The 24,856-nt window shown below is 68.1% G+C and carries 28 protein-coding genes; 17 read left to right on the top strand and 11 right to left on the bottom strand.

The window, feature by feature from the left end; genetic code table 11:
* Positions 1-3: 3 nt before the first annotated feature.
* A complete protein-coding gene (locus tag GKO32_RS15595; RefSeq protein ID WP_246243809.1) occupies positions 4-669 on the bottom strand; it encodes a helix-turn-helix transcriptional regulator in 666 nt (221 codons plus the stop codon).
* 90 nt (positions 670-759) lie between these two features.
* Between GKO32_RS15595 and GKO32_RS15590 the strand changes: the two genes are divergently transcribed.
* Complete coding sequence (locus GKO32_RS15590; RefSeq protein WP_312867978.1) at positions 760-3,144, top strand: ATP-binding protein; 2,385 nt, start codon at positions 760-762, stop codon at positions 3,142-3,144.
* A gap of 145 nt (positions 3,145-3,289) precedes the next feature.
* Here GKO32_RS15590 and GKO32_RS15585 read toward each other — a convergent pair whose 3' ends face one another.
* Positions 3,290-4,162 carry a hypothetical protein gene (locus GKO32_RS15585; protein WP_246243807.1) on the bottom strand — a complete coding sequence of 291 codons (873 nt, stop codon included), beginning with the start codon at positions 4,160-4,162 and terminating at the stop codon, positions 3,290-3,292.
* A 136-nt stretch (positions 4,163-4,298) separates the two neighbouring features.
* Here GKO32_RS15585 and GKO32_RS15580 point away from each other — a divergent pair, with 136 nt between their 5' ends.
* Positions 4,299-5,075 carry a crotonase/enoyl-CoA hydratase family protein gene (locus GKO32_RS15580; protein ID WP_154757566.1) on the top strand — a complete coding sequence of 259 codons (777 nt, stop codon included), beginning with the start codon at positions 4,299-4,301 and terminating at the stop codon, positions 5,073-5,075.
* A 263-nt stretch (positions 5,076-5,338) separates the two neighbouring features.
* Positions 5,339-5,947 (top strand): Rv1733c family protein, encoded by a 609-nt coding sequence (locus GKO32_RS15575; RefSeq protein ID WP_446680216.1) that lies wholly within the window; start codon positions 5,339-5,341, stop codon positions 5,945-5,947.
* Positions 5,948-5,950: 3 nt separating this feature from the next.
* Here GKO32_RS15575 and GKO32_RS15570 read toward each other — a convergent pair whose 3' ends face one another.
* Both GKO32_RS15570 and GKO32_RS15565 read right to left on the bottom strand, forming a co-directional pair.
* Positions 5,951-6,577, bottom strand: a complete 627-nt coding sequence (locus tag GKO32_RS15570) for an alpha-ketoglutarate-dependent dioxygenase AlkB (RefSeq protein WP_154757565.1) — start codon at positions 6,575-6,577, stop codon at positions 5,951-5,953.
* Between the two features lie 95 nt (positions 6,578-6,672).
* Positions 6,673-7,392: an IclR family transcriptional regulator gene (locus tag GKO32_RS15565; protein WP_312867976.1), complete on the bottom strand. Its 720-nt coding sequence runs from the start codon at positions 7,390-7,392 to the stop codon at positions 6,673-6,675.
* A gap of 129 nt (positions 7,393-7,521) precedes the next feature.
* Between GKO32_RS15565 and leuC the strand changes: the two genes are divergently transcribed.
* The 3 genes from leuC to GKO32_RS15550 all read left to right on the top strand — a co-directional run bounded on the left by leuC (position 7,522) and on the right by GKO32_RS15550 (position 10,360).
* Complete coding sequence (gene leuC, locus GKO32_RS15560; protein WP_154757564.1) at positions 7,522-8,934, top strand: 3-isopropylmalate dehydratase large subunit; 1,413 nt, start codon at positions 7,522-7,524, stop codon at positions 8,932-8,934.
* Between the two features lie 19 nt (positions 8,935-8,953).
* Entirely contained in the window at positions 8,954-9,556 is a 603-nt protein-coding gene (gene leuD, locus GKO32_RS15555) for a 3-isopropylmalate dehydratase small subunit (protein WP_154757563.1), read from the top strand.
* Between the two features lie 216 nt (positions 9,557-9,772).
* Positions 9,773-10,360, top strand: a complete 588-nt coding sequence (locus GKO32_RS15550) for an HU family DNA-binding protein (protein WP_154757562.1) — start codon at positions 9,773-9,775, stop codon at positions 10,358-10,360.
* A 286-nt stretch (positions 10,361-10,646) separates the two neighbouring features.
* Here the strand turns inward: GKO32_RS15550 and GKO32_RS15545 are convergent, their stop codons facing one another.
* From GKO32_RS15545 to cofC, 3 genes are all read right to left on the bottom strand, one after another.
* Positions 10,647-11,570 (bottom strand): NUDIX hydrolase, encoded by a 924-nt coding sequence (locus tag GKO32_RS15545; RefSeq protein ID WP_312867983.1) that lies wholly within the window; start codon positions 11,568-11,570, stop codon positions 10,647-10,649.
* A 2-nt stretch (positions 11,571-11,572) separates the two neighbouring features.
* Positions 11,573-13,741 carry an RNA degradosome polyphosphate kinase gene (locus GKO32_RS15540; protein WP_312867982.1) on the bottom strand — a complete coding sequence of 723 codons (2,169 nt, stop codon included), beginning with the start codon at positions 13,739-13,741 and terminating at the stop codon, positions 11,573-11,575.
* 233 nt (positions 13,742-13,974) lie between these two features.
* Complete coding sequence (gene cofC / locus GKO32_RS15535; protein ID WP_154757597.1) at positions 13,975-14,604, bottom strand: 2-phospho-L-lactate guanylyltransferase; 630 nt, start codon at positions 14,602-14,604, stop codon at positions 13,975-13,977.
* Between the two features lie 58 nt (positions 14,605-14,662).
* Between cofC and GKO32_RS15530 the strand changes: the two genes are divergently transcribed.
* The 3 genes from GKO32_RS15530 (at position 14,663) to GKO32_RS15520 (ending at position 17,100) form a co-directional block, all read left to right on the top strand.
* Entirely contained in the window at positions 14,663-15,370 is a 708-nt protein-coding gene (locus GKO32_RS15530; protein ID WP_154757561.1) for a lysophospholipid acyltransferase family protein, read from the top strand.
* On the top strand, positions 15,370-16,380 hold the full coding sequence (locus GKO32_RS15525; protein WP_154757560.1) for an NAD(P)H-dependent glycerol-3-phosphate dehydrogenase: 1,011 nt from the start codon (positions 15,370-15,372) through the stop codon (positions 16,378-16,380). Before GKO32_RS15530 ends, GKO32_RS15525 begins: the two co-directional genes overlap by 1 nt.
* A 252-nt stretch (positions 16,381-16,632) precedes the next feature.
* Positions 16,633-17,100, top strand: a complete 468-nt coding sequence (locus GKO32_RS15520) for a cysteine dioxygenase (protein ID WP_154757559.1) — start codon at positions 16,633-16,635, stop codon at positions 17,098-17,100.
* On the opposite strand, the gene GKO32_RS15515 is transcribed toward GKO32_RS15520, so the two are convergent.
* The gene (locus GKO32_RS15515; protein ID WP_154757558.1) at positions 17,078-17,725 is read right to left on the bottom strand and encodes a pyridoxamine 5'-phosphate oxidase family protein; all 648 of its coding nucleotides are present in this window, start codon (positions 17,723-17,725) and stop codon (positions 17,078-17,080) included. The genes GKO32_RS15520 and GKO32_RS15515 overlap by 23 nt on opposite strands.
* Before the next feature lie 72 nt (positions 17,726-17,797).
* Between GKO32_RS15515 and pdxR the strand changes: the two genes are divergently transcribed.
* Both pdxR and GKO32_RS15505 read left to right on the top strand, forming a co-directional pair.
* On the top strand, positions 17,798-19,168 hold the full coding sequence (pdxR, locus tag GKO32_RS15510) for a MocR-like pyridoxine biosynthesis transcription factor PdxR (protein WP_312867975.1): 1,371 nt from the start codon (positions 17,798-17,800) through the stop codon (positions 19,166-19,168).
* Between the two features lie 36 nt (positions 19,169-19,204).
* Positions 19,205-20,293, top strand: coding sequence for a D-alanine--D-alanine ligase family protein (locus GKO32_RS15505; protein WP_154757556.1), 1,089 nt, complete (start codon positions 19,205-19,207; stop codon positions 20,291-20,293).
* 206 nt (positions 20,294-20,499) lie between these two features.
* On the opposite strand, the gene GKO32_RS15500 is transcribed toward GKO32_RS15505, so the two are convergent.
* Both GKO32_RS15500 and GKO32_RS15495 read right to left on the bottom strand, forming a co-directional pair.
* A complete protein-coding gene (locus GKO32_RS15500) occupies positions 20,500-21,036 on the bottom strand; it encodes a DUF3515 domain-containing protein (protein ID WP_312867974.1) in 537 nt (178 codons plus the stop codon).
* Position 21,037: 1 nt separating this feature from the next.
* Positions 21,038-21,271, bottom strand: a complete 234-nt coding sequence (locus GKO32_RS15495) for an Lrp/AsnC family transcriptional regulator (RefSeq protein ID WP_312867981.1) — start codon at positions 21,269-21,271, stop codon at positions 21,038-21,040.
* 116 nt (positions 21,272-21,387) lie between these two features.
* Between GKO32_RS15495 and GKO32_RS15490 the strand changes: the two genes are divergently transcribed.
* From GKO32_RS15490 to GKO32_RS39815, 6 genes are all read left to right on the top strand, one after another.
* Positions 21,388-22,356 carry a thiamine-phosphate kinase gene (locus GKO32_RS15490; RefSeq protein ID WP_312867973.1) on the top strand — a complete coding sequence of 323 codons (969 nt, stop codon included), beginning with the start codon at positions 21,388-21,390 and terminating at the stop codon, positions 22,354-22,356.
* A gap of 17 nt (positions 22,357-22,373) precedes the next feature.
* Complete coding sequence (locus GKO32_RS15485; RefSeq protein WP_312867972.1) at positions 22,374-22,898, top strand: GNAT family N-acetyltransferase; 525 nt, start codon at positions 22,374-22,376, stop codon at positions 22,896-22,898.
* Entirely contained in the window at positions 22,876-23,397 is a 522-nt protein-coding gene (locus GKO32_RS15480) for a gamma carbonic anhydrase family protein (RefSeq protein ID WP_312867971.1), read from the top strand. Before GKO32_RS15485 ends, GKO32_RS15480 begins: the two co-directional genes overlap by 23 nt.
* Before the next feature lie 20 nt (positions 23,398-23,417).
* A complete protein-coding gene (locus GKO32_RS15475; protein ID WP_312867970.1) occupies positions 23,418-24,095 on the top strand; it encodes a uracil-DNA glycosylase in 678 nt (225 codons plus the stop codon).
* A gap of 81 nt (positions 24,096-24,176) precedes the next feature.
* Positions 24,177-24,401: a type II toxin-antitoxin system VapB family antitoxin gene (gene vapB / locus GKO32_RS15470; protein WP_312867969.1), complete on the top strand. Its 225-nt coding sequence runs from the start codon at positions 24,177-24,179 to the stop codon at positions 24,399-24,401.
* Between the two features lie 22 nt (positions 24,402-24,423).
* Positions 24,424-24,552, top strand: a complete 129-nt coding sequence (locus GKO32_RS39815) for a PIN domain-containing protein (protein ID WP_281353856.1) — start codon at positions 24,424-24,426, stop codon at positions 24,550-24,552.
* 84 nt (positions 24,553-24,636) lie between these two features.
* On the opposite strand, the gene rpmB is transcribed toward GKO32_RS39815, so the two are convergent.
* Positions 24,637-24,828 carry a 50S ribosomal protein L28 gene (gene rpmB, locus GKO32_RS15460; RefSeq protein WP_145938227.1) on the bottom strand — a complete coding sequence of 64 codons (192 nt, stop codon included), beginning with the start codon at positions 24,826-24,828 and terminating at the stop codon, positions 24,637-24,639.
* Positions 24,829-24,856 lie beyond the last annotated feature (28 nt).

Here is a 24,856-nt window from a genome sequence, read left to right as displayed (position 1 = left end):
CGGTCAGATCAGGCCGTGTCGCAGTGCGTAGGACACCGCGTGTGTTCGGTTGCGCAGCCCCAGCCTGCTGGTGAGCTTGTGCAGGATGTTCTTCACGGTGCGTTCGGAATAGGCCATCTCCGCGGCGATCTCCGCTGTGTCCTGCCCATCGGCGAGCAGGCGCAACACCGTCGCTTCCCGGCTGGACAACCCCGTCGGGGTGAGGTCGTTCGGGACCAGCACGTCGCGGTGCAGCCGCACGAGCCCTTGCAGCATCTGCCCCAGTTGTTCCGGCGGCAGGTGCCCTCGCCCGTGATGCGCGTCGCTGATCGCGGTGCACAGCCGTTCGGTGGTGGCTTCCTTGCGCGGCACGAAAACCACGAGCCCGCTCTCGATCGCGGCCCACAGTTCGCCCGGCTGCGGCGGGTCCGAGATCAGCACCAGGCGTGCCTGCCCGGCCGAGTCGCCGATCAGGTACGGCAGCGCGCGGATGTTGTCGGTGATGGCGACCAGCACGCTGGCCTGGCTGTTGTCGACGAGCCGGATGCCAGGCTGGCCACGCAGCGCACTGACCAGGCCGGTACGCAGCAGGGGCTCGGCCGCCAGCACGCCGACGGAGATGGGGGAAGTGGCTGCGCCCAGCGGTTGTTTGATACCCGCTTCCTCCATACGGGCGATACTGATTGACATGGCGCCAGGAAACCGCGAAAGCTCTCTTCCTGCCAGGAAGAAGGACCAGCAGTTTTTCCGGAGCGTTAGTTCTGCCGGTTTAATATCTGTGTGAGCGAGACGACCCCCGACGAGCCCGCCTTCGGCGAACTGCTGTTGCGCCTGCGCCGCAACGCCGGTCTGACGCAGGCTGAGCTGGCCGAATTCTCGGGTTTGAGCGTGCGTGCGCTGAGCGATCTCGAGCGCGGCCGGGCTCGCGCCGCCCAGCGACGATCCACCGAGGCGCTCGCCGACGCACTCGGCCTGACCGGCGAGGTTCGTACCTTGTTCTTCGGCCTCTCCCAGCACGGCAGGCTCCGCGGCGCGCGTCCCACGCCCGTGGCGACCGCAGCGACGGTACTGCCCACAGCCGTGCCGGGTCTCGTCGGGCGTGCCGCGGAACTGGACCGGCTGCGGGCCGCGGCGATCGCCGCCACGGATATTCCGGGTGGCGTGGTCGTTTCCATCGTCGGGCATCCCGGCGTCGGCAAGACCGCGCTCGCCGCCACCGCCGCGCACGAGCTTCGCGACCTGTTCCCCGACGGCTGCTTCTCCATCGACCTGCGTGGTATGGATGACCAACCGGTCACCGCGCAGGCCGCGCTCGACATCCTGTTGCGGGCGCTGGGAGTACCGGTCCAGCAGATCCCGGTCACCGTCGCCGAGCAGACCAGCCTGTTCCGGAGGTTGCTCGCCGACCGCCGCACGATGATCCTGCTCGACAACGCTGCCGACGAGACGCAGTTGCGCCCGCTGCTGGCCAGAACCACCGGCTGCCTCACCGTGATCACCTGCCGGCGCGCGCTCGCGGGACTCGAGTCGGGACGCTGGATCTGGCTCACCGAGCTCAGCCGCACCGACGCCGCGTCCCTGATCGGCACGATCATCGGCGCCGACCGGATCCGCGCGGAGCCGGAGGCCGCGGCGGAACTGGCGGAGCTGTGCGGAAATCTGCCACTCGCGGTGCGGATCGCCGGTAACCGGCTGGCCAGCAGGCCGAACTGGTCGATCAGCCACCTGGTGTCCCTGCTACGCGACGAGGGCACGCGCCTGGCCGCGCTGTCCGCCGGGGATCTGCGAGTGCGTTCGGCCTTCGAGATGTCACACCGGCGCCTGAGCGACGACGCGCGGGTCGTGTTCCGGCGGGTAGCCCTGCTGCCCGGTCCCGATTTCGGCGCCGAAATGGCCGCTGTGGCAACGAATCTGCCCGACGCTCAGGTGCGGCAGTACATCGACGAACTGGTCGACGCGAACCTCTTGCAGACTTCGGCGGACGACGGCCGGTATTCCTACCACGATCTCATCCGGTTGTTCGCGGCCGAACGGCTCGCGGTGGAGGAGAGTCCTACCGAGCAGTCGCGGCTGCGGTGCCGGGTAGTGGGTCATCTGGTGGACAACGCCGTTGTCGCCGCCGGCTGGGCCCATCCCGAGGCGATGGTCGTGCCCGGCGCGTTCAGCTCCCGCGAGCAGGCATTCGACTGGCTGGAACGGGAGGCGTGGGGATGGCTTGCCGCGCAACGGCTTGCGGCACGGCACGGCGATCATCACCGCGTGATCCGGCTTGCCGAGGCGATGGAATGGTTCTCGCAACTGCGCCGGCAACACCCGTGGGACGAGGTTTTCGGGCTGGGCCTGACCGCCGCGCGTGACTTGGGGGACCGGCACGCCGAGGCGAAGCTGCTCAACTTCACCGGCTGGGCGCAGCGCGCCTGCCGGCAGGACGCGGAAGCCGCGCTGGTGTCGCATGAGAAAGCGCTTTCTCTCGCTCGCGCGATCGGCGACGAGCAGCAGGAAACGTTGGCACTGGGCCACCTCGGTGCGGTGCTCAGGTCACTCGGCCGCCCCGGCGAGGCGCTCGGGTATGCCCGAATGGCCGCGTCGTCGGCGAAGCTGAGATTCTGGGCCTGGCAAGGCTTCGTGCGCAACGAGTTCGGGCAGGCGCTCAGCGCGGCCGGGCGGATCGAGGAAGCACTCGCCGTGCACCGTGAGGTCCTCGCCGACACGGAATTGTGCCGTGCGGAAGCCAATCCGAACACCTACCTGTACTTTCGCGCGCTGACCTTCGGCTTCATCGGGACCGATCTCGGGCTGACCGGGGACTGGCCGGGCGCGGCCGCGGCGTATCACACCGCACGCACGCTGCTCGGCGAAACCGGTGACGCGCTCGCTGCCGCGGAAGCTGCGTACAGCGAAGGAAAGGCGTGGCGCGCTGCGGGGGATTACCAGCGGGCGATCGAGAGTCTGCAGACCGCGTTGGGCGCCTTCACCGGGCCGGTCACCCGCTGGGAGCGTGCGCGAACGCTCGCCGAACTGGCCGCGGTACTGGAACTGGACGGTGACGGGGCGGCCGCCCGTGATCACCGCTATGACGCGCTTGTCCTTTGTGGACAGCTGGACTCGGAGGCTGCCGAGCGGCTGTCCGCCGAACTCGCCGTCGTCACGACCCCGGCTTATTGAGAACCAAGGCGGTACGCATACTGGCCCGGTTATGTGCCCGACGCGTTGCGTGCCGGTGTGCTCGATCTTCACCGCGAGAAACCCGGGTAGCTCGCGGCCGGTGAGCTCAGCGACGCGATGGTCTGTCTGGACCGTAGGGCGCGAGCTACTCGGCTTCGGTCGCGCGCTTTTCCGCTGCCTTGGCGCTGCGCCTCGCCGCGGTGACGGTCTTGCGGGCTTCGGTGACCTCGGCACGCGCTTCCCGTTCAGCCGCAATGGCATCGTTCAGCCTGGCCCGTAACCCGGCGACGGTGGCGGAAGCGTCCTCGGCCCGCAGCTCCGCCTCGGACAACGCGTGTTCGGCTTCCTCCTGTGCCTTCGCCGCGGACTTCGCTTCCTGCTCGGCCCGCGCACGCGCCGCCTTCCGGCGCTGTTGTTCGCGTGCCTCCTGTTCATGCGTTGCCGTCCGTCGTGACCCCGCCGTCTCCGCCTCACGTCGGGGAGCCTCACGCCGTTGCGGCGCCGATTCCTTCCGTGGCAACGGTTTCGCCGGCAGGATCGCCGCGGTGAGCCATTGTTCCGGCGAGCCCGGCGCCAGGCTTGCGCTCAATCGCGCCGCCCGCAACGCTTCCAGCGCCTGTTCGTCGGCGACCGCGGCCTCGAACGTGTCCGTGATCTGCCGCCCGGTGAGGTCACTGAACGCGTATCCCGCCTTGCGCGCCAGCCACTGCGCCCGCTTGTTCAGCTTTTCGATCAGCTCATGACGCCGCCGCGACAGCGCCCGCAAGTCCTCGCCCGCCAGTCGCTGGTGCGCCAGCCGCAACGCCTCACCGAGTTCGGCGAGCTGGTCGATTTCCTCCGGATTGTTCCGGCTGACCTGATTCACCAGCCATGCCGCGACAGTCGGCTTGCGCAGCCCGGCGATCCGGTCCACCAGCACGCGGTCCGGCCGCGCCTGCTTGGCCCGTTCATCGCGGAGCGCGGTGAAATCCTCGCGTTTCGCCGCGTACAGCTCGTCCGACACCACCTCGAAGTCCATCGCGCCCAGTGTGAACGACGATCGCCCGGACCGCCTGGCCACTCACCCAGGTGACCTCGGCCGCCGAGCCGAAATCGGTGCCGGATATCAATGAACGGTAACGAAAGAATTGCGAAAAGGAGTTAGTCTCAAGGGTATGAGCGAAGCGGTACGCATCGAACGGCGAGGTCCGGTGTGCACGGTGATTCTGCACCGGCCCGAGGCCCGCAATGCAGTCGACGGCCCGACGGCGGCGGCACTGGTGCGTGCCTTCGGGGAATTCGACGCCGATCCCGATGCGGCGGTCGCGGTGTTGTGGGGCGAGGGCGGCACGTTCTGCGCCGGCGCCGACCTCAAAGCCGTCGGCACCGACCGCATGAACCGGCTGGCGCCCGACGGGCCCGGCCCGATGGGGCCCACCCGGATGCGCCTCGGCAAACCGGTGATCGCGGCCGTTGCCGGACACGCGGTCGCCGGTGGTCTCGAACTGGCCTTGTGGTGTGACCTGCGGGTCGTCGCCGAGGACGCGATCTTCGGCGTGTTCTGCCGGCGCTGGGGCGTCCCGCTGATCGACGGCGGCACCGTCCGGCTGCCCCGGCTCATCGGCACGAGCCAGGCCATGGACCTGATCCTCACCGGGCGCCCGGTGGAGGCGGCCGAGGCGTTGCGGATGGGGCTGGCGAACCGTGTCGTGCCTCCGGGGCAGGAGCGCGCCGCGGCCGAGGAGCTGGCCGCCGAGATCGCCCGGTTCCCGCAGACCTGCCTGCGCCAGGACAGGCTGTCGGCGCTCGAACAGCAGGGGCGCACCGAAACGGAGGCAATGGCTGGGGAATGGCGCCACGGAATGATTTCCTTCGAAGCAGATGCGGCCGCGGGCGCGAGTCGTTTCGCGGGCGGCGCCGGTCGTGGTGGTTCCTTTTCCGATATTGAATAGACTGTACGTTCGAATTGTTCGCCCGACGAATGTCACTTTCCGTCACCGCTGAGCGGCATACTTTCGGACGATGTCGCCGCGACCGGTACCCGTGCCAGCATGAGGGCCGAGGATTGATCTTCCCGCGCGGGCACGGGTGAACCGGATTGTGACGGGCCGCTCAAAGCGGTGTCGGTCTCGTTTGCGAGCCATTCACCGCGCGCGCGAGCATACTGGGTAGAGCAAAGAGCTCGCTATGAAACTGGGAAAGGGGGACTTCGACCGTGAACGGACCATTCGGGCAGCTGGCTCGATTCTGGCGCCGTATCCACCTTGGTCGTAATCCGCTGGCAAGACGCTCCGACCGAGTCGAAGCTGCGATGCTGATGGTGGTTGCCGTGGGATTGTTGGCAGCCATTCCACTTGCGGTAATACTCGGTTCCGGCACCTATCACAGCCAGGCCGCCATTTCGGCCCAGCAGCAGTCCTCACGCCACCTCGTCACCGCCACCCTCGTCGAGAACGCGCCGTCACCGGTGACCGGGATCGACAGTGCTTACCTCAATGCCGATGGCAGCACGACCGGTGTGCACGCCCGCTGGGCCGTGCCCGGGGGCGGGCAGCAGATCGGCCTCGTCAGTGCCAACCCCGGTGCCACCGCCGGCACGCAGGTTCCGGTGTGGCTCGGCGAAGCAGGCGCCCCCGTCCCGCCGCCGTTGACGCCGACCGACGCCGTGACGACGAGCGTGCTCACCGCCGTGTTCTCGTGGCTGCTGGCCGCGTTGGTACTCGTCGGCGTGTACCTGGCCACCCGGCTGATCCTGGACCGTCGTCGCGCCGTTCATTGGGACCGCGAGTGGTTGTACGCCGGGGATCGCTGGGCCCGCTTCTGAGTTTCAGCGGACTCCGTGCGGGCGGAACTGGATGCTGATGCGCGGCCCGACCGGTTTGCCGGTCTTGGGTATCGCGTGTTCCCAGGTGCGCTGGCACGAGCCGCCCATCACGATCAGATCGCCGGGACCGAGCGCCTGGCGGATCGCCGGACCGCCGCCGCGGGGCCGCAGCAGCAGGCTCCGCGGCGCGCCGACGGACAGGATCGCGACCATCGTGTCCTCCCGTGAGCCGCGGCCGATCGTGTCGCCATGCCAGGCCACACTGTCCCGGCCGTCGCGATACAGGCACAGGCCGGCCGTGCGGAACGGCTCGCCGAGTTCGCCCGCGTAATACCGGCTGAGCGCCTCGCGTGCTTCGGCGAGCACCGGGTCGGGCAGCTCGTCGTCCTCGTCATAGAAACAGAGCAGCCGCGGCACGTCGACCATGCGGTCGTACATCCGGCGCCGTTCGGCATGCCACGGCACGTGATCCCGCAGGCGCTCGAACACCGTGTCCGCACCGGCGAGCCAGCCGGGCAGGACATCGATCCAGGCGCCGTCGCTCAGCGGTGTCCGCCGGATCCCGCGCAGCGGCCGGAGGAATGCGTTCTCGGTCGCCCCGAACAGCGAGCCCTGCAGTCCCATGGTCATGCCGCGAGTCTATACACTGTTCGAACATTTGTTTGAAGATCAAATTCGTCGCGAAGAGTGGGCAACGTCCGCGGTGAACTCGGGCTCCATTGTGGTCACAGGCGTTCCTGGAGCGCCTCCGCCGCGGCCAGCAGGTCGGCGGCCCAGCGGGCACCCGGTTTCCGGCCGATCCGTTCGACCGGGCCGGAAACCGACACCGCCGCGACGACCTGCCCGGCGGAATCCCTTACCGGCGCGGAAACACTGGCCACGCCAGGCTCGCGCTCGGCGACGCTTTGTGCCCAGCCGCGGCGGCGCACCTCGAGCAGGGTCCGTTCGCCGAACACCGCGTCCGCCAGGATTGCGCGCTGCGTATGCGAATCCGCCCATGCGGCGAGGACCTTCGCCCCGGAACCCGCCGTCATCGGCAGACGCGAGCCGATCGGCACGGTGTCCCGCAGCCCGCTGGTGGGCTCGGAAGTCGCGACACAGATCCGCTGCACCCCGTCCCGCCGGTACAGCTGAACGCTTTCCCCGGTGATGTCGCGCAGCTTCGGCAGGATCGCCCCCGCCGCGTCGAGCAGCGGATCCGTGGTGCCACCGGCGAGTTCGGCGAGTGCGGTGCCCGGCCGCCAGCGCCCGTCAGGGCCGCGGCGCAGCAACCGGTGGACTTCGAGGCCGACGGCGAGCCGGTGCGCGGTCGCGCGCGGCAATCCGGTGCGGCTGCACAGTTCCGCGAGTCCGCACGGATCTTCGGCGACGGCTTGCAGTACGGCGACTGCCTTGTCGAGAACACCGATACCGCTGTGCTGGCTGGAAGGGCTATGCTGTCCCACGAAGCGATACTAGCTTCCCGCAGTATGGGAAGTCCACAATCTGGGAAACATCGAAGCCGGCCGTGGCTCGAAGTACCGGCCGCCGACCGACTTTCTTTGCTCCCAACGACCTCATTGGGAGGAGCGCAGATGACCGAGACACGGCCCCGCACGCTGGCCGAGAAGGTCTGGGATGCGCACGTGGTGCGCAAGGGTGAAGGCGCGGAGCCCGACCTGCTCTACATCGATCTGCATCTGGTGCACGAAGTCACCAGCCCGCAGGCATTCGACGGTCTGCGGCTGGCCGGCCGCAAGGTCCGCAGGCCGGATCTGACCATCGCCACCGAGGACCACAACGTCCCCACCGTCGACATCGAGCTGCCCATCGCCGACCCGGTGTCCAAGACCCAGGTCGACACGCTTCGCCGTAACTGCAAGGAGTTCGGCATCCGGCTGCACCCGATGGGCGACGCCGAGCAGGGCATCGTGCACGTCATCGGCCCGCAGCTCGGCCTGACCCAGCCGGGAATGACCGTGGTGTGCGGGGACAGTCACACCTCTACGCACGGTGCGTTCGGCGCGATGGCCTTCGGTATCGGCACTTCCGAAGTCGAGCACGTGCTGGCCACACAGACCCTGCCGCTGCGTCCATTCAAGACGATGGCGATCAATGTCAACGGGTCGCTGCGGCCCGGTGTCACAGCGAAGGACATCATCCTCGCGGTCATCGCGAAGATCGGCACCGGCGGCGGCCAGGGTTACGTCCTGGAATACCGAGGTGACGCGCTGGCTGCCTTGTCCATGGAAGCCAGGATGACCATCTGCAACATGTCCATCGAGGCGGGCGCGCGGGCGGGCATGATCGCTCCGGACGAGACGACCTACGCCTATCTCAAGGATCGCGCGCACGCGCCGAAGGGTGCCGACTGGGACGCGGCCGTCGCGAACTGGAGCGAGCTGCGCACCGATGAGGGCGCCCAGTTCGATGCCGAAGTGCATCTCGACGCGGACAGCCTGACTCCGTTCGTCACCTGGGGAACCAACCCCGGTCAAGGACTTCCGCTGGGTGAGAGGGTGCCGGACCCGGAGGCGATCGCGGACGAGAACGAGCGCACCGCCGCGGAGAAGGCGCTGTCCTATATGGACCTCAAGCCGGGCACCCCGCTGCGGGAGATCAACGTGGACACCGTGTTCCTCGGCTCGTGCACCAACGGCCGGATCGAGGACCTGCGCGCGGCCGCGAGCGTGCTGGCCGGGCGCAAGGTGGCCGACAGCGTGCGGATGCTCGTGGTTCCCGGATCGATGCGGGTACGTCAGGCGGCCGAAGCCGAGGGACTGCACAAGGTCTTCCTCGACGCGGGCGCGGAGTGGCGGCAGGCGGGTTGTTCGATGTGCCTTGGCATGAACCCGGACCAGCTGTCCCCCGGCGAGCGCAGCGCATCGACGTCCAACCGTAACTTCGAGGGGCGCCAGGGCAAGGGCGGGCGCACGCACCTCGTCTCGCCGCTCGTCGCGGCCGCCACGGCGGTGCGCGGCACGTTGTCCAGCCCCGAAGACCTCTGACGCGAAGGAGCCCACCACCATGGAGCCGTTCAAGACTCACACCGGCGTCGGGGTCCCGCTGCGCCGGTCCAACGTGGACACTGACCAGATCATCCCCGCTGTGTACTTGAAGCGGGTCAGCCGTACCGGATTCGAGGACGGACTGTTCGCGGCTTGGCGCGGTGACGAGACTTTCATCCTGAATCAGGAGCCCTTCCGGGCAGGCAGCGTGCTGGTCGCGGGTCCGGACTTCGGCACCGGTTCCTCGCGCGAACACGCTGTCTGGGCATTGCAGGACTACGGGTTCCGGGTCGTGATCTCCGCGCGGTTCGGCGACATCTTCCGTGGCAACGCGGGCAAGGGCGGGTTGCTGGCCGCCCAGTGCGAGCAGTCGGATGTCGAGCAACTGTGGAAGATCCTGGAGAACGAGGCAGGCACGGAGGTCACGGTCGACCTCGAGGAGAAGACCGTGCGCGCCAAGGACTTCGTGGCCCCCTTCGAGATCGACGACTACACCCGCTGGCGGTTGCTCGAGGGTCTGGATGACATCGCTCTCACCTTGCGCCACGCCGAAGAGATCGACACCTTCGAGTCGCAGCGTCCCAACTGGAAGCCGGTGACCATCGGCCAGACCACCGCGTAGACACAGATTCCCTGCTCAGCAAGGGAATAGAGAACTCGCCACACGGCGCCGGACGGCGCGCGGAAGGCCCCCAAGGGGTCGCTCGGAGGGCGGAAAGCAGGCCCCGAGCCAAGAAAATTCCGCGCGCCGTTTGGAATTTCCGGGTGATTGGTAATACCGTGTGCGCAAGTCGGCCGATGTGGCCGTGTGACAAGAGTTCTTTCATGGAGGACTGGAATGGCCAACAAGGCCCAGCTGATCGAGGCGCTCTCCGAGCGTTTGGGCGACAAGAAGGTTGCGTCCGAAGCGGTCGACGGTCTCGTCGACATCATCATCCGGACGGTCAACAAGGGTGAGAAGGTCAACATCACCGGCTTCGGTGTGTTCGAGAAGCGCGCCCGTGCCGCGCGCACCGCACGCAACCCGCGCACCGGTGAGACCGTCCGCGTCAAGAAGACGAACGTGCCCGCCTTCCGTGCCGGTACCACGTTCAAGGACGTCATCAGCGGTGCGAAGAAGCTGCCGAAGGCCACGGCGGTCAAGCGCAGCACCAGCACCGGCACCGGCACCACCAGCCGCGGCACCACGGCGACGCGTAGCACCGCCACGCGGACCACCGCCTCGCGTAGCACCGCGACCCGGCCCGCCGCCACGCGCAGCACCGCCACGCGCACGACGCGCGCCGCCGCCGCGACCAAGGCCGCGCCGAAGACCACGGCCAAGAAGGCGACCGCTGCCAAGGCTGCGCCGAAGACCGCGGCGAAGGCGGCTCCGAAGGCCGCCGCGAAGAAGACCACCACGGCTTCGCGCGCCAAGAAGAAGTAGCAGAAGCCCGTTCACTCGAACGGTTCCCGGCAGGGCCCCCGCGAGCACCATCGCGGGGGCCCTGCCGTGTTTTGCCTGTGTGGTGGAGTTTGCGGGCCTTGCCGCCCCAAACTCCATTGCGGCCCGGCAATAGCGGCAGTCCGGATCTTTTTACCAATCGGACCAGAAGTAAGGCCGACCCTGAGCTGTGCGTAACCGTTGCCACGCAAGCGCCAATGTGGGCATCGCGCATCGCCGGCCCGAAAGTCGGGAAAGCTTTTCCCCGCGGGTCATGAATCGAAGTTCCTCAGGAGTGTGTCGGCGCGGGATCCGGCAATGCGGTGGGGTAGTAGTCCGCCGCCGCGAGATGGGGGCCGCCATTCGATTCGCCGACGTGGAATGACAGCACCCACACCGACCCTTTCTTGCTCGGCGCCATACCGCCCTTGCCCGCCGGTAATGCCAGCCCCGCCTGACCGGCCAGCGTCGAGACCACATCCGGGATCACGCCGCCCTGGCTGCACACCACCGGACTCCCGCCCGCGGCCACGATCGCGAGCAGCCGCGCCAGCCCACGGTCGGGGTCCTCCCAGTAGCCTTCCTCCGCCAGCAACGGTTCCTGGCCGACCCCGGCCCGGAGGTCGTCGCCGATGCCCTGCACCGTCTGCACGCACCGCACCAGCGGCGCGGCGAACACACGGTCCACTCCGAACAGTGGCGCGAACTCCCGCACCGCCTGTGCCTGCCGCATCCCGGCGGGCGAAAGCGGCCGCAGCAAGTCCTCTCCCGTCCACTCGTCGCGCTTGCCCGCCTTCGCATGCCGAACCAGCAGAACGGTGCTCAGCAGCGACGGTAGCGCCGTGAACGCCCGCAGCACGTCGACATCCGTGTCGTAGCTGAGCGCGGAAGCGGCGTCCTCGACCGGCAACCAGCGCAGCGAGTCGACCTCGTGGTTGGGCGTGAACGAACCGTCGATCGCCGCTGCGCTGTAGTACTCCACGACCTTGTCCCCGGCGGCCACGTGGTACCGCACGGTGCGCAGCCGGCGGCCGAGGATCGCGCGATATCCCGTCTCCTCGTGGATTTCCCGCACCGCGGTGGCGGGCAGTGTCTCACCGGGATCGAGCTTTCCCTTGGGCAGCGACCAGTCGTCGTAGCGCGGCCGGTGCGCGAGGCAGATTTCGACCCCGTGCACACCCCTGCGCCACAACACGGCGCCCGCGGCGGCGATCGTCACCCGTTGGCTCCGTGCTTTTTCAACAGCTCGACCTGATGGTCGCGGACATTCGAACCCTCGGCGGGAAACGGTGACCACTCGCCGGTGGACGTCAGCACCCAGCACCGGGTCGCCGGGTCGAGCGCGGAGTCGAGCACCTGATCCAGTTGCGCGGTCAGCTTCGGATCCTTCACCGAAACCAGCGCCTCGATCCGGCGGTCGAGGTTGCGGTGCATCATGTCCGCGCTGCCGATCCAGTGCGAACCACCGGCCCGGAAGTGAAAGATCCGCGAGTGCTCCAGGAACCGGCCCAGGATCGAGCGCACGGTGATGTTGTCGCTCAGCCCGGGAACACCGGGCTTGAGCCCGCAGATCCCGCGCACCACAACCTGTACCGGTACGCCTTGCTGGGATGCGCGGTACAACGCGTCGATGACCTGCTCGTCCACCAGCGAGTTGCACTTGATCCGGATGCCGGCCGGCTTGCCCGCGTGCGCGTGCTCGATCTCCTCACCGATGAGCCGCAGGATGCCGCGGCGGATTCCGTTGGGAGACGTGAGAATGTTGCGGTAGGTCTCCTGGCGCGAGTAGCCGGTGAGCACGTTGAACAGATCCGTCAGGTCCGCGCCGATCGCCGGATCCGCTGTCAAGAGCCCGAGATCCTCGTACAGCCGCGCGGTTTTCGGGTTGTAGTTGCCGGTGCCGATGTGGCAGTAGCGGCGCAGCATCGATCCTTCCTGCCGCACCACCAGTGACACCTTGCAGTGCGTTTTCAGCCCGACGAGCCCGTACACGACGTGCACGCCGGCACGTTCCAGCGTGCGGGCCCAGGTGATGTTGGCTTCCTCGTCGAAGCGCGCCTTGATCTCCACGAGTGCCACCACCTGCTTCCCGGCTTCGGCCGCGTCGATGAGCGCGTTGACGATCGGGGAGTCACCGGAAGTGCGGTACAGCGTCTGCTTGATCGCCAGCACGCGGTCGTCCGCGGCGGCCTGCTCGATGAACCGTTGCACGCTCGTGGAGAACGAGTCGTACGGGTGGTGCACCAGGACATCGCCTTCGCGCAACGTGGCGAACACGCTTTTCGGCGTCTCACGTTCCGCGAACGCCGGGTGGGTGGCCGGGACGAAAGGGCGGTCCTTGAGTTCCTTCCGGTCCAAACTGGACAGCTGGTGCAGGCACGTCAGATCCAGCAGCCCCGGCACCTCGACCACGTCGTTGGGGTCCACTTCCAGTTCCCGCAGCAGCAGGTCCAGCATGTGCTCGCTCATGTCGGGGGTGACCTCGAGGCGCACCGGCGGTCCGAACCGCCGCTGGGCCAGCTCACGTTCGAGTGCCTGCAACAGGTCCTCGTCGCGATCCTCCTCGACCTCGAAATCGGCGTTGCGGGTCACCCGGAACACGTGGTGCTCGGTGACTTCCATACCGGTGAACAGTTCGCTCAGATGCGCGGCGATGAGTTCTTCCAGCGGCAGGAAGGTCGCGACGCGGTCGTCCCGGCTGGGGGCGACCCGGATCAGCCGCGGCACGTTGTTCGGCACCTTCACCCGCGCGAACCGCTCCGTGCCCTCTTCCGGGTCCCGCACCGTGACCGCGAGGTTCAGCGACAGCCCCGAGATGTACGGGAACGGGTGCGCGGGATCCACGGCGAGCGGGGTGAGCACCGGGAAGATCTGTTCGCTGAAATAGTTCGACAGCCGCAGCTGGTCGGCCGCCTCGAGCTCGGTCCAGCCGACGATGTGGATCTCCTGCTCGGCCAGTTCGGGCCGGATGTGTTCCTCGAAGGCCAGTGTGTGCCGCTCGACGAGATCCTGGTTGCGCTTGGCGATGTAGGCCAGCTGCTCGCGCGGGGTGAGCCCGTCGGCGCTGCGCACCGGAAGACCGGTCTCGTCGCGACGTTTCAGCCCGGCCACCCGGACCATGTAGAACTCGTCCAAATTGGACGCGAAGATGGCGAGGAACTTCGCGCGCTCCAGCAACGGCTGCGATTCGTCCTCGGCGAGCGCGAGCACCCGCGCGTTGAAGTCCTGCCAGGAGAGCTCGCGGTTGAAGTAGCGATCGTCGGGAAGGGACTCGACGGAAGCGGTGGGCAGGGGCGCCGTCACTGCGGGCGGCGCCGAGGGCACGGCACGGAACTGCACGTGCCTGCTCTGGTCCGTGGCGGGTGCGGTCGTTTCCGTGGTGATCTCGTCGCTGCTCACACGTGCATTGTTCCTCACTTCGGGCGAATTTGCCCCTGCGCCGATGGCCGCATTCAGCAGGTCACCGGTGACACGGACAGTACGGTGCCGTTTGTTACCAATCCGACGGCAGCCACGGCGGACATGGGTGTCTACGAGTAGGCCGACCGCGGACCGTCTCCGCCTACTTTCGGTCGGATTGGTAATCCTCAGCAGTTGACCCAATGGACCCGGGAAGTTCACCCGGTGCTCCCTTCGTAGAGCAGCGCGCCGGTGCGCTTGCCGAGCCCGAGCGCCTCGGCGTGCGCCAGGTCCGCGGCGGTGTCCACATCGCGGCGCAGGCCCGGCGCGGCAAGTCCGAGCGCGACCGCCCCGGTGCCGGCGTGCGCGACGGCTGACCCCGGCCCGAACCGGGGGAGCAGGGGCCCGCCTGGTGCGGACAGCAGCAGTGTCGTCCCGGTGCCTTCCCAGTCCGCGGCGAACGCGCGGCGCCCCGCGGCTTCGGTGATCGCGCCGGCCAGGTCCTCGGGGCGCAATGCGGGAAGGTCGGCCTGCAGCGCGCCGAGTACGGCGTCCGGGTCGTCGGCGCGCAGCAGCGCTTCGCCGCGGCGCAATGCCGCGTTGAGATCCGCGGCTCCGTCCTCACTGACGATTTCCGCGCCGACGTCCGCCAGCGCCGCCACGGCACCGGGATCGGTGGCGACGACGAGCACACGGCGGGCGAGGGCGGCCGCGGCGGCGACGGTGTCCGAGGCCAGTGCCAGCACCAGCGCGGGATGCAGGGCGTCGTCGACCGCACCGCGCAGCCTGGACTTTCCCAGCCGCGGCGGTTTCATCGGCACGATCAGGTCCACCGGCACAGTCTCCATCTTCACTCAACCCGCACCCTAGGATCAGCGGGTACCAGCCGATACCACAGGAGGAGCCTTGGCCGAGCGTGAGAAGGGTGGGTTCTGGGTCGGATTCGCCGCGGCCTTTTTGTACCCCGTGACGTATTTGGCCCGGCGGGTCTATCTCGGCGGCGAGCGCATTCCTCGCGAAGGTGGCGCGCTGCTGGTGATGAACCATGTGTCGCACATGGACCCGGCGGTGGACGCGGTGTTCGTGCACCGGCAGGGCCGGGTGCCGCGGTTCCTCGGCAAGTCCAGCCTCGCTTCGACGCCGATCTTCGGCAAGATCTTCGTCGGCGCGGGCAGCATTCCGGTTTACCGAGGGTCGAGCAGTGCCGGGGACAGCTTGCGTGCCGCGCGCCAGGCGCTGCAGGACGGGAAGGTCGTCGTGATCTATCCCGAGGGCACGATCACGAAGGATCCGCAGGGCTGGCCGAAACGCTCGTTCACCGGCGTCGCGCGGCTCGCGCTCGACACCGACGTCCCGGTCATCCCGGCCGCGCGCTGGGGCACGAGCCAGATCCTGGACTTCTACAACAAGAAGCTACGGCCGTTCCCGCGTAAGACGGTCACGCATTCCGTCGGTGAGCCGGTGGACCTGACGGCGTACCGGGAGAAGGAGCGGACCACCGCGGTGTTGCGGGAGGTGACCGAGTTGCTGATGGGTGAGGTGACCGAGTTGCTCGCCGATATCCGCGGCGAACGGCCACCGGTGGGGAAGCCGGAGCCGGCGGACGGCCAGTGATGGACGTCCAGCGCGTCACGGTGCTCGGCTCGGGGTCGTGGGGGACGGCGTTCGCGAAGGTCCTCGCCGACGCCGGCCGGGACGTCACGATGTGGGCCCGGCGGCGGGAGATCGCCGCGGAGATCCGGGATTCCCGCGGGAACACCGGTTATCTCCCCGGTGTGCGGTTGCCGGAGAATCTGACCGCGACCGAGGACGCGGCGGAGGCGCTCGACGGCGCGGACGCCGTGGTGCTGGCCGTGCCGAGCCAGAGCCTGCGGGAAAACCTGACCAGGTGGCGCGAACTGCTGCCCGCCGGCGCGATTCTGGTCAGCCTCGCGAAAGGGGTCGAACTCGGCACGCTCAAGCGGATGAGCGAGGTGATCGCGGAGATCTCCGGTGCGCCGGAGCACCAGATCGTCGTGGTCTCCGGGCCGAACCTCGCCCGGGAGATCGCGCGGGAGCAGCCTGGCGCGGCGGTGCTCGCCTGCTCGGATCACGAGCGTGCGATGGCGATCCAGCGGGCCACGTCGAACGCCTACTTCCGGCCTTACACCAACACGGATGTGGTCGGCTGCGAGCTCGCCGGGGCATGCAAGAACGTCATCGCGCTCAGCTGCGGGATGGCCGCGGGAATGGGATTCGGGGCCAACACGATGGCCACGCTGATCACCCGCGGGCTGGCGGAAATGGCGCGGCTGGGCGCGAAACTGGGCGCCGATGCACAGACTTTCGCGGGGTTGGCCGGTGTCGGCGATCTCGTCGCGACCTGTTCGTCCCCGTTGTCACGCAACCGGACTTTCGGGGAGCGGCTGGGGCGTGGCGAGACCGTCGAACAGGCGCAGCAGGCCGCGGGAGGACAGGTGGCCGAGGGCGTGATGTCGTGCTCGTCGATCCGGGAATTGGCCCAGACCACCGGGGTGGACATGCCCATCACCGACGCGATGCACCGCGTGTGCCACGAGTCCCTCGACCCCCGTGCCGCCGGCGCCGAACTCCTAGGCCGCCAAAACAAACACGAATGGTCCTAACCCCGCGAGTTGAGCGTTCCGTGCGCGCGAGTCGAGCGTTCGCGTCGCGCGAGTTGAACGTTCCGTGCGCGCGAGTCGAGCGTTCCGCGTGCATGAGTTGACCGCTCACGCCATGGTGGTTCCACGAAGTGGGATGTACTTGCCGGAGCCGGCTCCTCCTGGTTGGCTGTGTGCCATGTTCGCGCTGTGTCCTTGTCGCTGATCCACCCCAGCGACCCCTTTTTTCCTCTCCCCTCAAGGACCACAGCACTCATGTTCGCAGCTCCGGACAACACCATCAGCCTTGCCGAAAACCGCACCGCCCTGCGGCATCCCGTGCGCGTCGCACTCGAGTACGCGGCCGCCAGGGACCGCTGGCGGGACCTGCTTCGCTACGACCCTGACCAGCGGTTCTCCGCGCGGATCGCGGGTGACGCGGACGAGGAGGTGTGGCTGATGGGATGGCTCCCCGGCCAGCAGGCGGACTTGCACGACCACGCCTCGTCCACCGGTGCGTTCACGGTCGTCAGCGGCCGGCTCACCGAAACCGTTGCCCGGCGCGCGGTTACCGAGCTGCATGTGCTGAACGCCGGGCAGTCACGGGTGTTCGGCCCCGGTTACGTGCACCAGGTCCGCAACGACGGACCGGACCCGGCGATCAGCATCCACGTCTACCGCGCCGGTGGCCGCGCGATGCGCCCGTACCACCTCGACCCGCTCAGCGGTCCCGTCCGCGACTGATGTGTGCCGGCACCGGCACCCGCGCGTAGTCCGCGGAGACCGGTTCGCCGAAAGTGGTCTGGACCGGTACCACGCCGGCCCAGATGTCGTGTGCGGACACGTCTTCCGGCTCCTCGCCGGGCCCGCCGTCCCGGACCTTCACCGATGCCTCGGCGAGGTCGAGCGAAAGCACCAGCACCGAAGCGAACTCCTTCGCGTTCACCCCGCGCGCGTACTGCCACGAACCGGGAGTGAGGTGGTCGGTGACGACTTCGAGCCCGTGCATCTTCTCGTCGGGATCCTCGACGAGCCTGGCCCGCCCGTGCACCACCGCGCTCCGGTAGTTCATCGAATGATTGTTCAGTGAGCGCGCGTAGACGATCCCGTCCAGCAGGGTCACCGTCACGCACACGTCGATGCCCTTCGCCGCCGCGCGCAGGCTGCCCGCGCCCGTCGAGCCGTGCAGGTACAGGGTTTCGCCGTGGCGTCCGTATCCGAGGGGCAGTACGACGGGCGAACCATTCAGAACCAGCCCCACATGGCAGATGATGGCTTCGTCGAGTACGTCGTACAGCACCTGCCTGTCGGTGGCGGCCCGCTCCTTCTTGCGGGTCAGGGTGCTGCGGGAGGTGGGCGAAAGCGTCATGCGCTCAGGATGCCGCGCCACAGTGGCATCGTAGAATAGCCACTATCGGAACATTTGAAAGGTCCACTTGTCGTGACGCATTCCGGGACGGCCCTGCCCGTGACGCTCGATCGCGAGTCACCGGTACCGCTTGCCGTGCAGCTCGCGGACGCGTTGCGACAGTCGGCGGCGACCGGACATCTGCGCGGCGGTGACCGGTTGCCGTCCACCCGGGCGCTGGCCGAACGGCTCGGCGTCAGCCGGACCGTGACGTCCGCCGCGTACGAGCAGTTGCATGCCGAAGGCTGGATCGCGGGAAGGCACGGCTCGGGCACCTATGTGACCACGTCGCCGCCGAGCGACCGGCCCGTTCATCGCACGGTACCGGGGGATCAGGCCGAACCCGACGGGATTCTCGACCTGACCCCGGGCACGCCGTGGGCGGCGGGGCTGGACAGGGCGGCTTGGCGGCGGGCATGGCGCGCGGCCGCGGATGCGCCTCCGCTGTCGCGGGCGCACCGCGCGGGGTTGCCGGACTACCGTGCGACCGTCACCGAGCATCTGTTGCGGCACCGCGGTCTTGCGGTCGGCACGGGCTTTGTACTCGCGACCGGTGGCACGACCGCCGCGGTCGTCGAGCTGGCCGGTGCGGTGTTCTCGGCTGGGGAGCTGGTCGCCGTCGAGGAACCCGGTTACCAGCGGGCGGTCGAGGCGCTGCGGTCGGCGGGCGTGCGGGTCGCCGGCGTGCCGGTGGATGACGAAGGCCTGCAACCGGAGGCGATCCCGGCCGGTGCGCGTGCCGTGTACTGCTCGCCGGCGCACCAGTACCCGATGGGCAGCCGGATGAGCGCCGCCCGGCGGGTCGATCTCGTCGAGCGGGCGCGGCGGGACAACATGCTGGTGATCGAAGACGACTACGACGGTGAACTGCGGTTCGACGTGGCGCCGTTGCCGTTGCTCGCGGCGCTCGCCCCCGATGTGGTGGTACATCTGGGCACCACGAGCAAGATCCTCACCCCGACGCTCGGCGCGGGCTGGATGGTCGCACCGCCGGCGGTCACCTCGGCCGTACTGTCGTACCGGGATCGCACGGGTACGCGACCTTCACCGGCCGGGCAGCGAGTGGTGATCGAGCTGGCGCGGCACGGGGATCTGGGGCGTCACCTGCGAAAACTGCGCCGGGAGCTGGCGGAACGGCGGATGCTGCTGGTGGCCGCGCTGCTGGCGGCGGACGTGCCGGTGCTGGGTGACGAGGCGGGCGCGCATCTGGTGGTGCCGTTCGAATCCGCGGAAGTGGAGGCCGGGCGATTGCGCGCAGCGGAATTGCGGGGTATCCGGCTGGATGGCCTTGCACGGCATTTCGCGGGCACGCCGACGGCGTTCGGTGCGGCGATCGGTTATGCGGGGTGTTCACGGGACGCGTTGCGCGGCGCGCTCGGTTCGCTCGTCGATTTACTGCGCTGAGCCAAGTGTGGCAAGAGCCCGGTAGGGTGACCGTCCATGAGCGCACGCAAGACGCGGGTTGCCGTGGTGTTCGGCGGCCGCAGCACCGAACACACGATCTCCTGTGTCTCCGCCGGGAGCGTACTGTCGCACCTCGATCCGGACCGGTTCGAGGTCGTGCCGATCGGGATCACGCAGCAGGGCGGCTGGGTCCTGGGTACGTCGGATCCGCGGACGCTGGAAATCCACGGGAGTGAGCTGCCGACGGTCGACGGAACGGGCCAGGCCCTGGTGCTGGCCGGCGACCCGACGCGGCGCGAGCTCGTCTCCCTCGATTCCGGTGCGGCGGCGCTCGGTGAGGTCGACGTGGTTTTCCCCGTGCTGCACGGTGCTTTCGGTGAGGACGGCACCATCCAGGGTTTGCTGGAACTGGCCGGCATCCCGTACGTCGGTGCCGGTGTACTCTCCAGCGCGGTGTCGATGGACAAGGGGTACGCGAAGAAACTCCTTGCCGCGGAAGGACTTCCGGTCGGTACCTATGTCATCCTGCGCCGTGATCAGTCCACTTTGGATACAGCTGACCGGGAGCGGCTGGGATTGCCGGTTTTCGTCAAACCGGCCCGCGCCGGGTCGTCGATCGGCATCACGAAGGTGACAAACTGGTCGCAACTGGACGACGCGATAACCTTGGCGCGGCAGACAGATCCGAAGGTTTTGATCGAAGCTGCGGTCGTCGGCCGTGAAATCGAATGTGGCGTACTGGAATTCCCGGACGGCCGGGTCGAAGCCTCATTGCCCGCCGAAATCCGGGTACTGTCCGAAGATTCTTGGTACGATTTCGAAACCAAGTACCTTGGGGAAGATGCCGAACTGGATATCCCTGCCAAACTGGACGATGTGGTGACAGACCGCCTGCGCGCCATGGCGGTGCGGGCCTTCCAGGCGCTGGACTGCCAAGGCTTGGCACGCGTGGACTTTTTCGTTGGTGCGAACGGCGAACTGACGGTCAACGAGGTCAACACCATGCCCGGCTTCACCCTGACCTCGGCCTACCCGAAAATGTGGGCAGTGACGGGAATGGATTTCCGGACCCTGCTGACCACCCTGGTGGAAACCGCAATAACAAGAGGAACCGGCCTACGGTAAAAAAGCGAAGCCCGACCCCCCACTCAAGGTGACGTCCCGTTGGGCCAGTCATCCCGGAGCCAGCCCGCCGGCGGGGCATTCTTTTTGGGTCGCGCTTCGCGCGATGCCCTTCGGGCTCTCTGGCGGGTGACCGGGCGCGGGGCGCCCTGGTTCCAGCGGGGTATGGGCGTTGCGGCCCTTCTCGCTTCGCCGCCACCGCCCAACACTCAAAACCGCAGCGGGGCCGGCCTCAGTGTCGAGGCGACGGTGTCCGAAATGGACTGTAGTGGGCCGGTTCCCGCGGAGTCCGGGACCGTCAGTCCGACGTAGACCTCCCGGTCCACGACGTACCACGTCGACGCGCCATCGCCTTCCACCGGTAGCCACTGCACGCCCGATACCACCCGCAGTTGCGCTGTGCGTGTCAGTTCGGGCGGACGGTCCAAGCCGCAGCGCAGGACGATCGGGTCCGGGGCGCCCCAGGCGACTGTCGCGGGTGGGGCGGGCTCAGCCAGGACGCGGCGGTTCAGGGTGGCGCCGTTCGAAATCAATTCCGCCGGGAGCGCCGGCACGAGCGCCGCGCATTGCGGGGAGTCCGCTTGTGAAGCCGGCACAGGCACGAGTGCGAGCTGCTCATCGCCCGGATTGTTCGATGAGCGATTCATCACACCGAGTATGGCGACAACCGCCGCGAGCGCCACTGCCAGCGCCGCCGCGAGGATGATCAGGCGCCGGGAAGGGCCGCCGGTTTGGAGATCGGGCACATCAAAGGTGTACCACCGGACAGGTCAACGTCCGCGTGATGCCCTCGACTCCCTGGACCTTCGCCACGACCAACTGCCCCAGCTGGTCCACGGTTTCCGCTTCGGCGCGGACGATCACGTCATAGGGACCCGTCACATCTTCCGACGTGGTGACCCCCGGGATGCCCGAGATCTCCGCGGCAACCGCAGCTGCTTTACCGACCTCGGTCTGGATGAGGATGTATGCGTGGACCACGGCGCGCCCCTTCGTCTTCTCCGGCGAACTCAAGGTAGGAACGTGAACAAGAACCTACCTCAACGGGGAGACGATAGGTCATCCGATGTTCCGACGTGCGAGGGATGGAGTGCCAAGTGTCGTCACAGGACGCGCCGGAGAGTGGCACGGTCGCCGAGCTGGGTGAGTTCGGCCTCATCCGTGCGGTGACGGAAAACCGGAGACAGCCCGAGACAACTCTGCTCGGACCGGGGGACGACGGCGCGATCGTCGCCACGGCCGACGGCCGCGTCGTGGTGAGTACCGATGTGCTCGTGGAGGGCGTGCACTTCCGGCTCGATTGGTCTACACCAGAGCAGGTCGGGCGCAAGGCCGTCGCCGTGAACCTCGCCGATATCGCGGCGATGGGTGCGGTGCCCACGTCCGTCCTTGTCGGCCTGGCTTGCCCCCGCGACACCCCCGCCGACCTGGCGAAGGGTATCGCCGACGGGATGTGGGCCGAGGCTTCGGCCGCCGGCGCGGGGCTCGTCGGCGGTGACGTGGTGCAAGCCGACCAGCTGGTGTTGAGCATCACAGCCTTGGGTGATCTGCGTGGACGTCCGCCGGTGACGCGGTCCGGCGCGCGCCCCGGTGACATCGTCGCCGTGTCCGGCCGGCTGGGCTGGGCGGCGGCCGGGCTTGCCGTGCTGCACCGTGGTTTCCGGTCCCCCGTCACCGTCGCCAACGCCCAGCGTTACCCGGAACCGGACTACCCGGCCGGTCCCGCGGCGGCCGAGGCGGGGGCGACGGCGATGATCGACGTGTCCGACGGCCTGCTCGCCGACCTCGGGCACATCGCGGAGCAGTCGAACGTCGGCATCGACATCCGCGTGGATCAGCTCGACGTCAACCGGCGGCTCGTCGAGGTCGGCCAGGCACTCGGCGCGGACCCGCTGCACTGGGTGCTGACCGGCGGCGAGGACCACGCGCTGGCCGCCACCTTCCCCTCGTTCGCGGACCTGCCCGAGGGCTGGCGCCGCATCGGGTCGGTCACCATGCCGGACTCCGGGGTGACCGTCGACGGCAAGCCTTACGAGCAGGAAACCGGGTGGGAGCACTGGCGCTGACCGCATAGGGTGCGGTCGTGGACCTACGCCCGACCCCTTTCGACCATCCGGATTCGACCAAGCTCATCGACGCCGTCCAGCAGGAGTACGTGGTGCGTTACGGCGGCCCGGACGCCACCGCGCTCGAGTCGGCGGAATTCGCGCCGCCGCAAGGACTTTTCCTCGTCGGGTACGAGGACGGGACACCGGTCGCCTGCGGCGGCTGGCGGGCCCGTGAGACGCCGCGCCCCGGTGACGTGGAGATCAAACGCATGTATGTCGCGGAATCCGCGCGGGGCAAGGGTTTCGCGCGTGCCATGCTCGCCGAGCTGGAACGGACGGCGCGTGCGGCGGGGCACCGGCGGGTCGTGCTGGAGACCGGGATGAAGCAGCCGGAGGCGCTGGCGCTGTACCGCTCGTCCGGATACCGGGAGATCCCCGGCTTCGGCCACTACGCCGGGGAAGAACTGAGCCGGTACTTCGGCAAGGAGCTCGTGATCCAATCATCGGGCAGTCGAATTCACGATGATGGGAGCCTTCGTGGCGATTTACGCGCTCGGTGATCGAGAGCCACAGATCCATCCGCAGGCCTACGTGCACCCCGACGCGACGGTGATCGGTGACGTGCGGATCGCCGCGCAGGCGTCGGTGTGGCCGCAGACGGTGTTGCGCGGCGACCACGGGTACATCGAGGTGGGGGAGCGCTCGAACATCCAGGACGGCTGCGTCGTGCACTGCACCAAGGCGGATCCGACGATCCTGGGGCCGTCGTCCGCGATCGGGCATTCGGTGCACGTCGAGGGCGCGACGATCGGCACGGGGTGCCTCATCGCGTCGGGTGCGGTGGTGTTGAACGGTTCCGTCATCGAGGACGGCGCGATGGTCGGTGCCGGTGCGGTGCTCTCCTACCGGTCTCATGTGCCGTCGGGGCAGATAGCGCTCGGTGTCCCGGCGAAGACACGGCCGAACACGTCCTTCGGCCCGGATGCGATTCAGCGCATCGTCGACGGTTATGTGAAGCGTGCCGAGTACTTCCGTACCGAACTCCGGCGCCTGTCCTGAGGCCGCTACTCTCGGCGACCGTGAGCGTGAAACCGTTGTCCGAAGTGATGGAATCCGGCTGGGCACAGGCACTGGAACCGGTCGCCCCGCGCATCGCGGCGATGGGTGACTTCCTCCGTGCCGAAATCGCGGCGGGCCGGCGTTACCTGCCGTCGGGCGAAAATGTGCTGCGTGCGTTCAAGCAGCCGTTCGCGGACGTGCGGGTGCTCATCGTCGGACAGGATCCGTACCCGACACCGGGCCATCCCATCGGCTTGTGTTTCGCCGTCGCGCCAGACGTGCGCCCGCTGCCGAAGAGCCTGATCAACATCTTCCAGGAACTCCGCGACGATCTCGGCCTGCCGGAACCGTCCAATGGGGACCTGACGCCATGGACGGACCAGGGTGTCCTGCTGCTGAACAGGGCGCTGACCGTCCGGCCCGGTGCGCCGAACTCGCACAAGGGCAAGGGCTGGGAGGAGATCACCGAGCAGGCCATCAAGGCACTCGCCGACCGCGGCGGGCCACTGGTCGCGATCCTGTGGGGCTCGAACGCGCGGAGCCTCAAGCCCCTGCTCAAGGGTGTGCCGTGCGTGGAAAGCGTGCACCCGAGCCCGATGTCGGCACACAACGGTTTCTTCGGTTCACGCCCCTTCAGCCGGGCGAACGCCTTGCTGGTCGAGCAGGGCGCGGAGCCCATCGACTGGAAGCTGCCCTAAGCGGAACCGGACAACGGAGCGCAGCCGCCACGCTTGCTGGCCTAGGGGAAGGCTGGATGTCGTCCGATATCGGGAGGCGCCGTGTCTGATGTCCTGATTCGAGACGTCCCTGACGACGTGCTCGCCGCCATCGATACGCAGGCAGCGCGGCTTGGCCTGTCCCGTAATGAGTACGTCCGTCGCGAGCTACGCAGCGTGGCGCAGCGGTCGGCGTCCGGCGTGACCGCCGCTGATCTTCAGCGATTCGCCCAGACGTTCACTGACCTCAGCGACCCCGATGTGATGGACCAGGCCTGGGCTGCATAATCCGCCGCTATCGCATATGCCTGTGGAGTACTTGACGCCTGCCATCGAGGACCGGGCCGTCGAAGTGCTTACTCTTCTGGCCGACAAGGACTTCGACCTCATCGGAGAAATCAGCGGCCAGCCGCTCGAACGCTTGACGCTCACGGCCTAGCCCTTTCCAGGCCACGACAACCGCCCGGAGACGCAAAAATGGCGAGTGCTCGCCGGGAGCACTCGCCATCGCGAAACTCGTGTCTTATCCCCGAACGACCTTGCCGGCCTTGAGGCACGAGGTGCACACGTTGAGGCGCTTGCGCTGGGAGACACCGACCTTGGCATGCACGGTCTGGATGTTCGGGTTCCAGCGGCGGTTGGTACGCCGGTGGGAGTGCGAGACCGACTTACCGAAGCCCGGCCCCTTGCCACAGACGTCGCACACGGCAGCCACGTCGAACTCCTTTGACAATCAGGGATGA

It is taken from the genome of Amycolatopsis pithecellobii (assembly GCF_009707865.1).
Classification (GTDB): domain Bacteria; phylum Actinomycetota; class Actinomycetes; order Mycobacteriales; family Pseudonocardiaceae; genus Amycolatopsis_E; species Amycolatopsis_E pithecellobii.
The sequence above is the reverse complement of the archived record's forward strand: the minus strand, read 5'-3'. Positions and strand labels throughout refer to the sequence as shown.

Coding starts and splice junctions, on each gene's coding strand:
- leuD (WP_154757563.1), top strand. CDS start 8,954: ATGGAGCCGTTCAAGACTCACACCGGCGTCGGGGTCCCGCTGCGCCGG.
- cofC (WP_154757597.1), bottom strand. CDS start 14,604: ATGGAGACTGTGCCGGTGGACCTGATCGTGCCGATGAAACCGCCGCGG.
- GKO32_RS15570 (WP_154757565.1), bottom strand. CDS start 6,577: ATGACCATGGGACTGCAGGGCTCGCTGTTCGGGGCGACCGAGAACGCA.
- GKO32_RS15520 (WP_154757559.1), top strand. CDS start 16,633: ATGTTCGCAGCTCCGGACAACACCATCAGCCTTGCCGAAAACCGCACC.
- GKO32_RS15585 (WP_246243807.1), bottom strand. CDS start 4,162: ATGGACTTCGAGGTGGTGTCGGACGAGCTGTACGCGGCGAAACGCGAG.
- GKO32_RS15580 (WP_154757566.1), top strand. CDS start 4,299: ATGAGCGAAGCGGTACGCATCGAACGGCGAGGTCCGGTGTGCACGGTG.
- GKO32_RS15505 (WP_154757556.1), top strand. CDS start 19,205: ATGAGCGCACGCAAGACGCGGGTTGCCGTGGTGTTCGGCGGCCGCAGC.
- GKO32_RS15550 (WP_154757562.1), top strand. CDS start 9,773: ATGGCCAACAAGGCCCAGCTGATCGAGGCGCTCTCCGAGCGTTTGGGC.
- GKO32_RS15595 (WP_246243809.1), bottom strand. CDS start 669: ATGTCAATCAGTATCGCCCGTATGGAGGAAGCGGGTATCAAACAACCG.
- GKO32_RS15515 (WP_154757558.1), bottom strand. CDS start 17,725: ATGACGCTTTCGCCCACCTCCCGCAGCACCCTGACCCGCAAGAAGGAG.
- leuC (WP_154757564.1), top strand. CDS start 7,522: ATGACCGAGACACGGCCCCGCACGCTGGCCGAGAAGGTCTGGGATGCG.
- GKO32_RS15525 (WP_154757560.1), top strand. CDS start 15,370: ATGGACGTCCAGCGCGTCACGGTGCTCGGCTCGGGGTCGTGGGGGACG.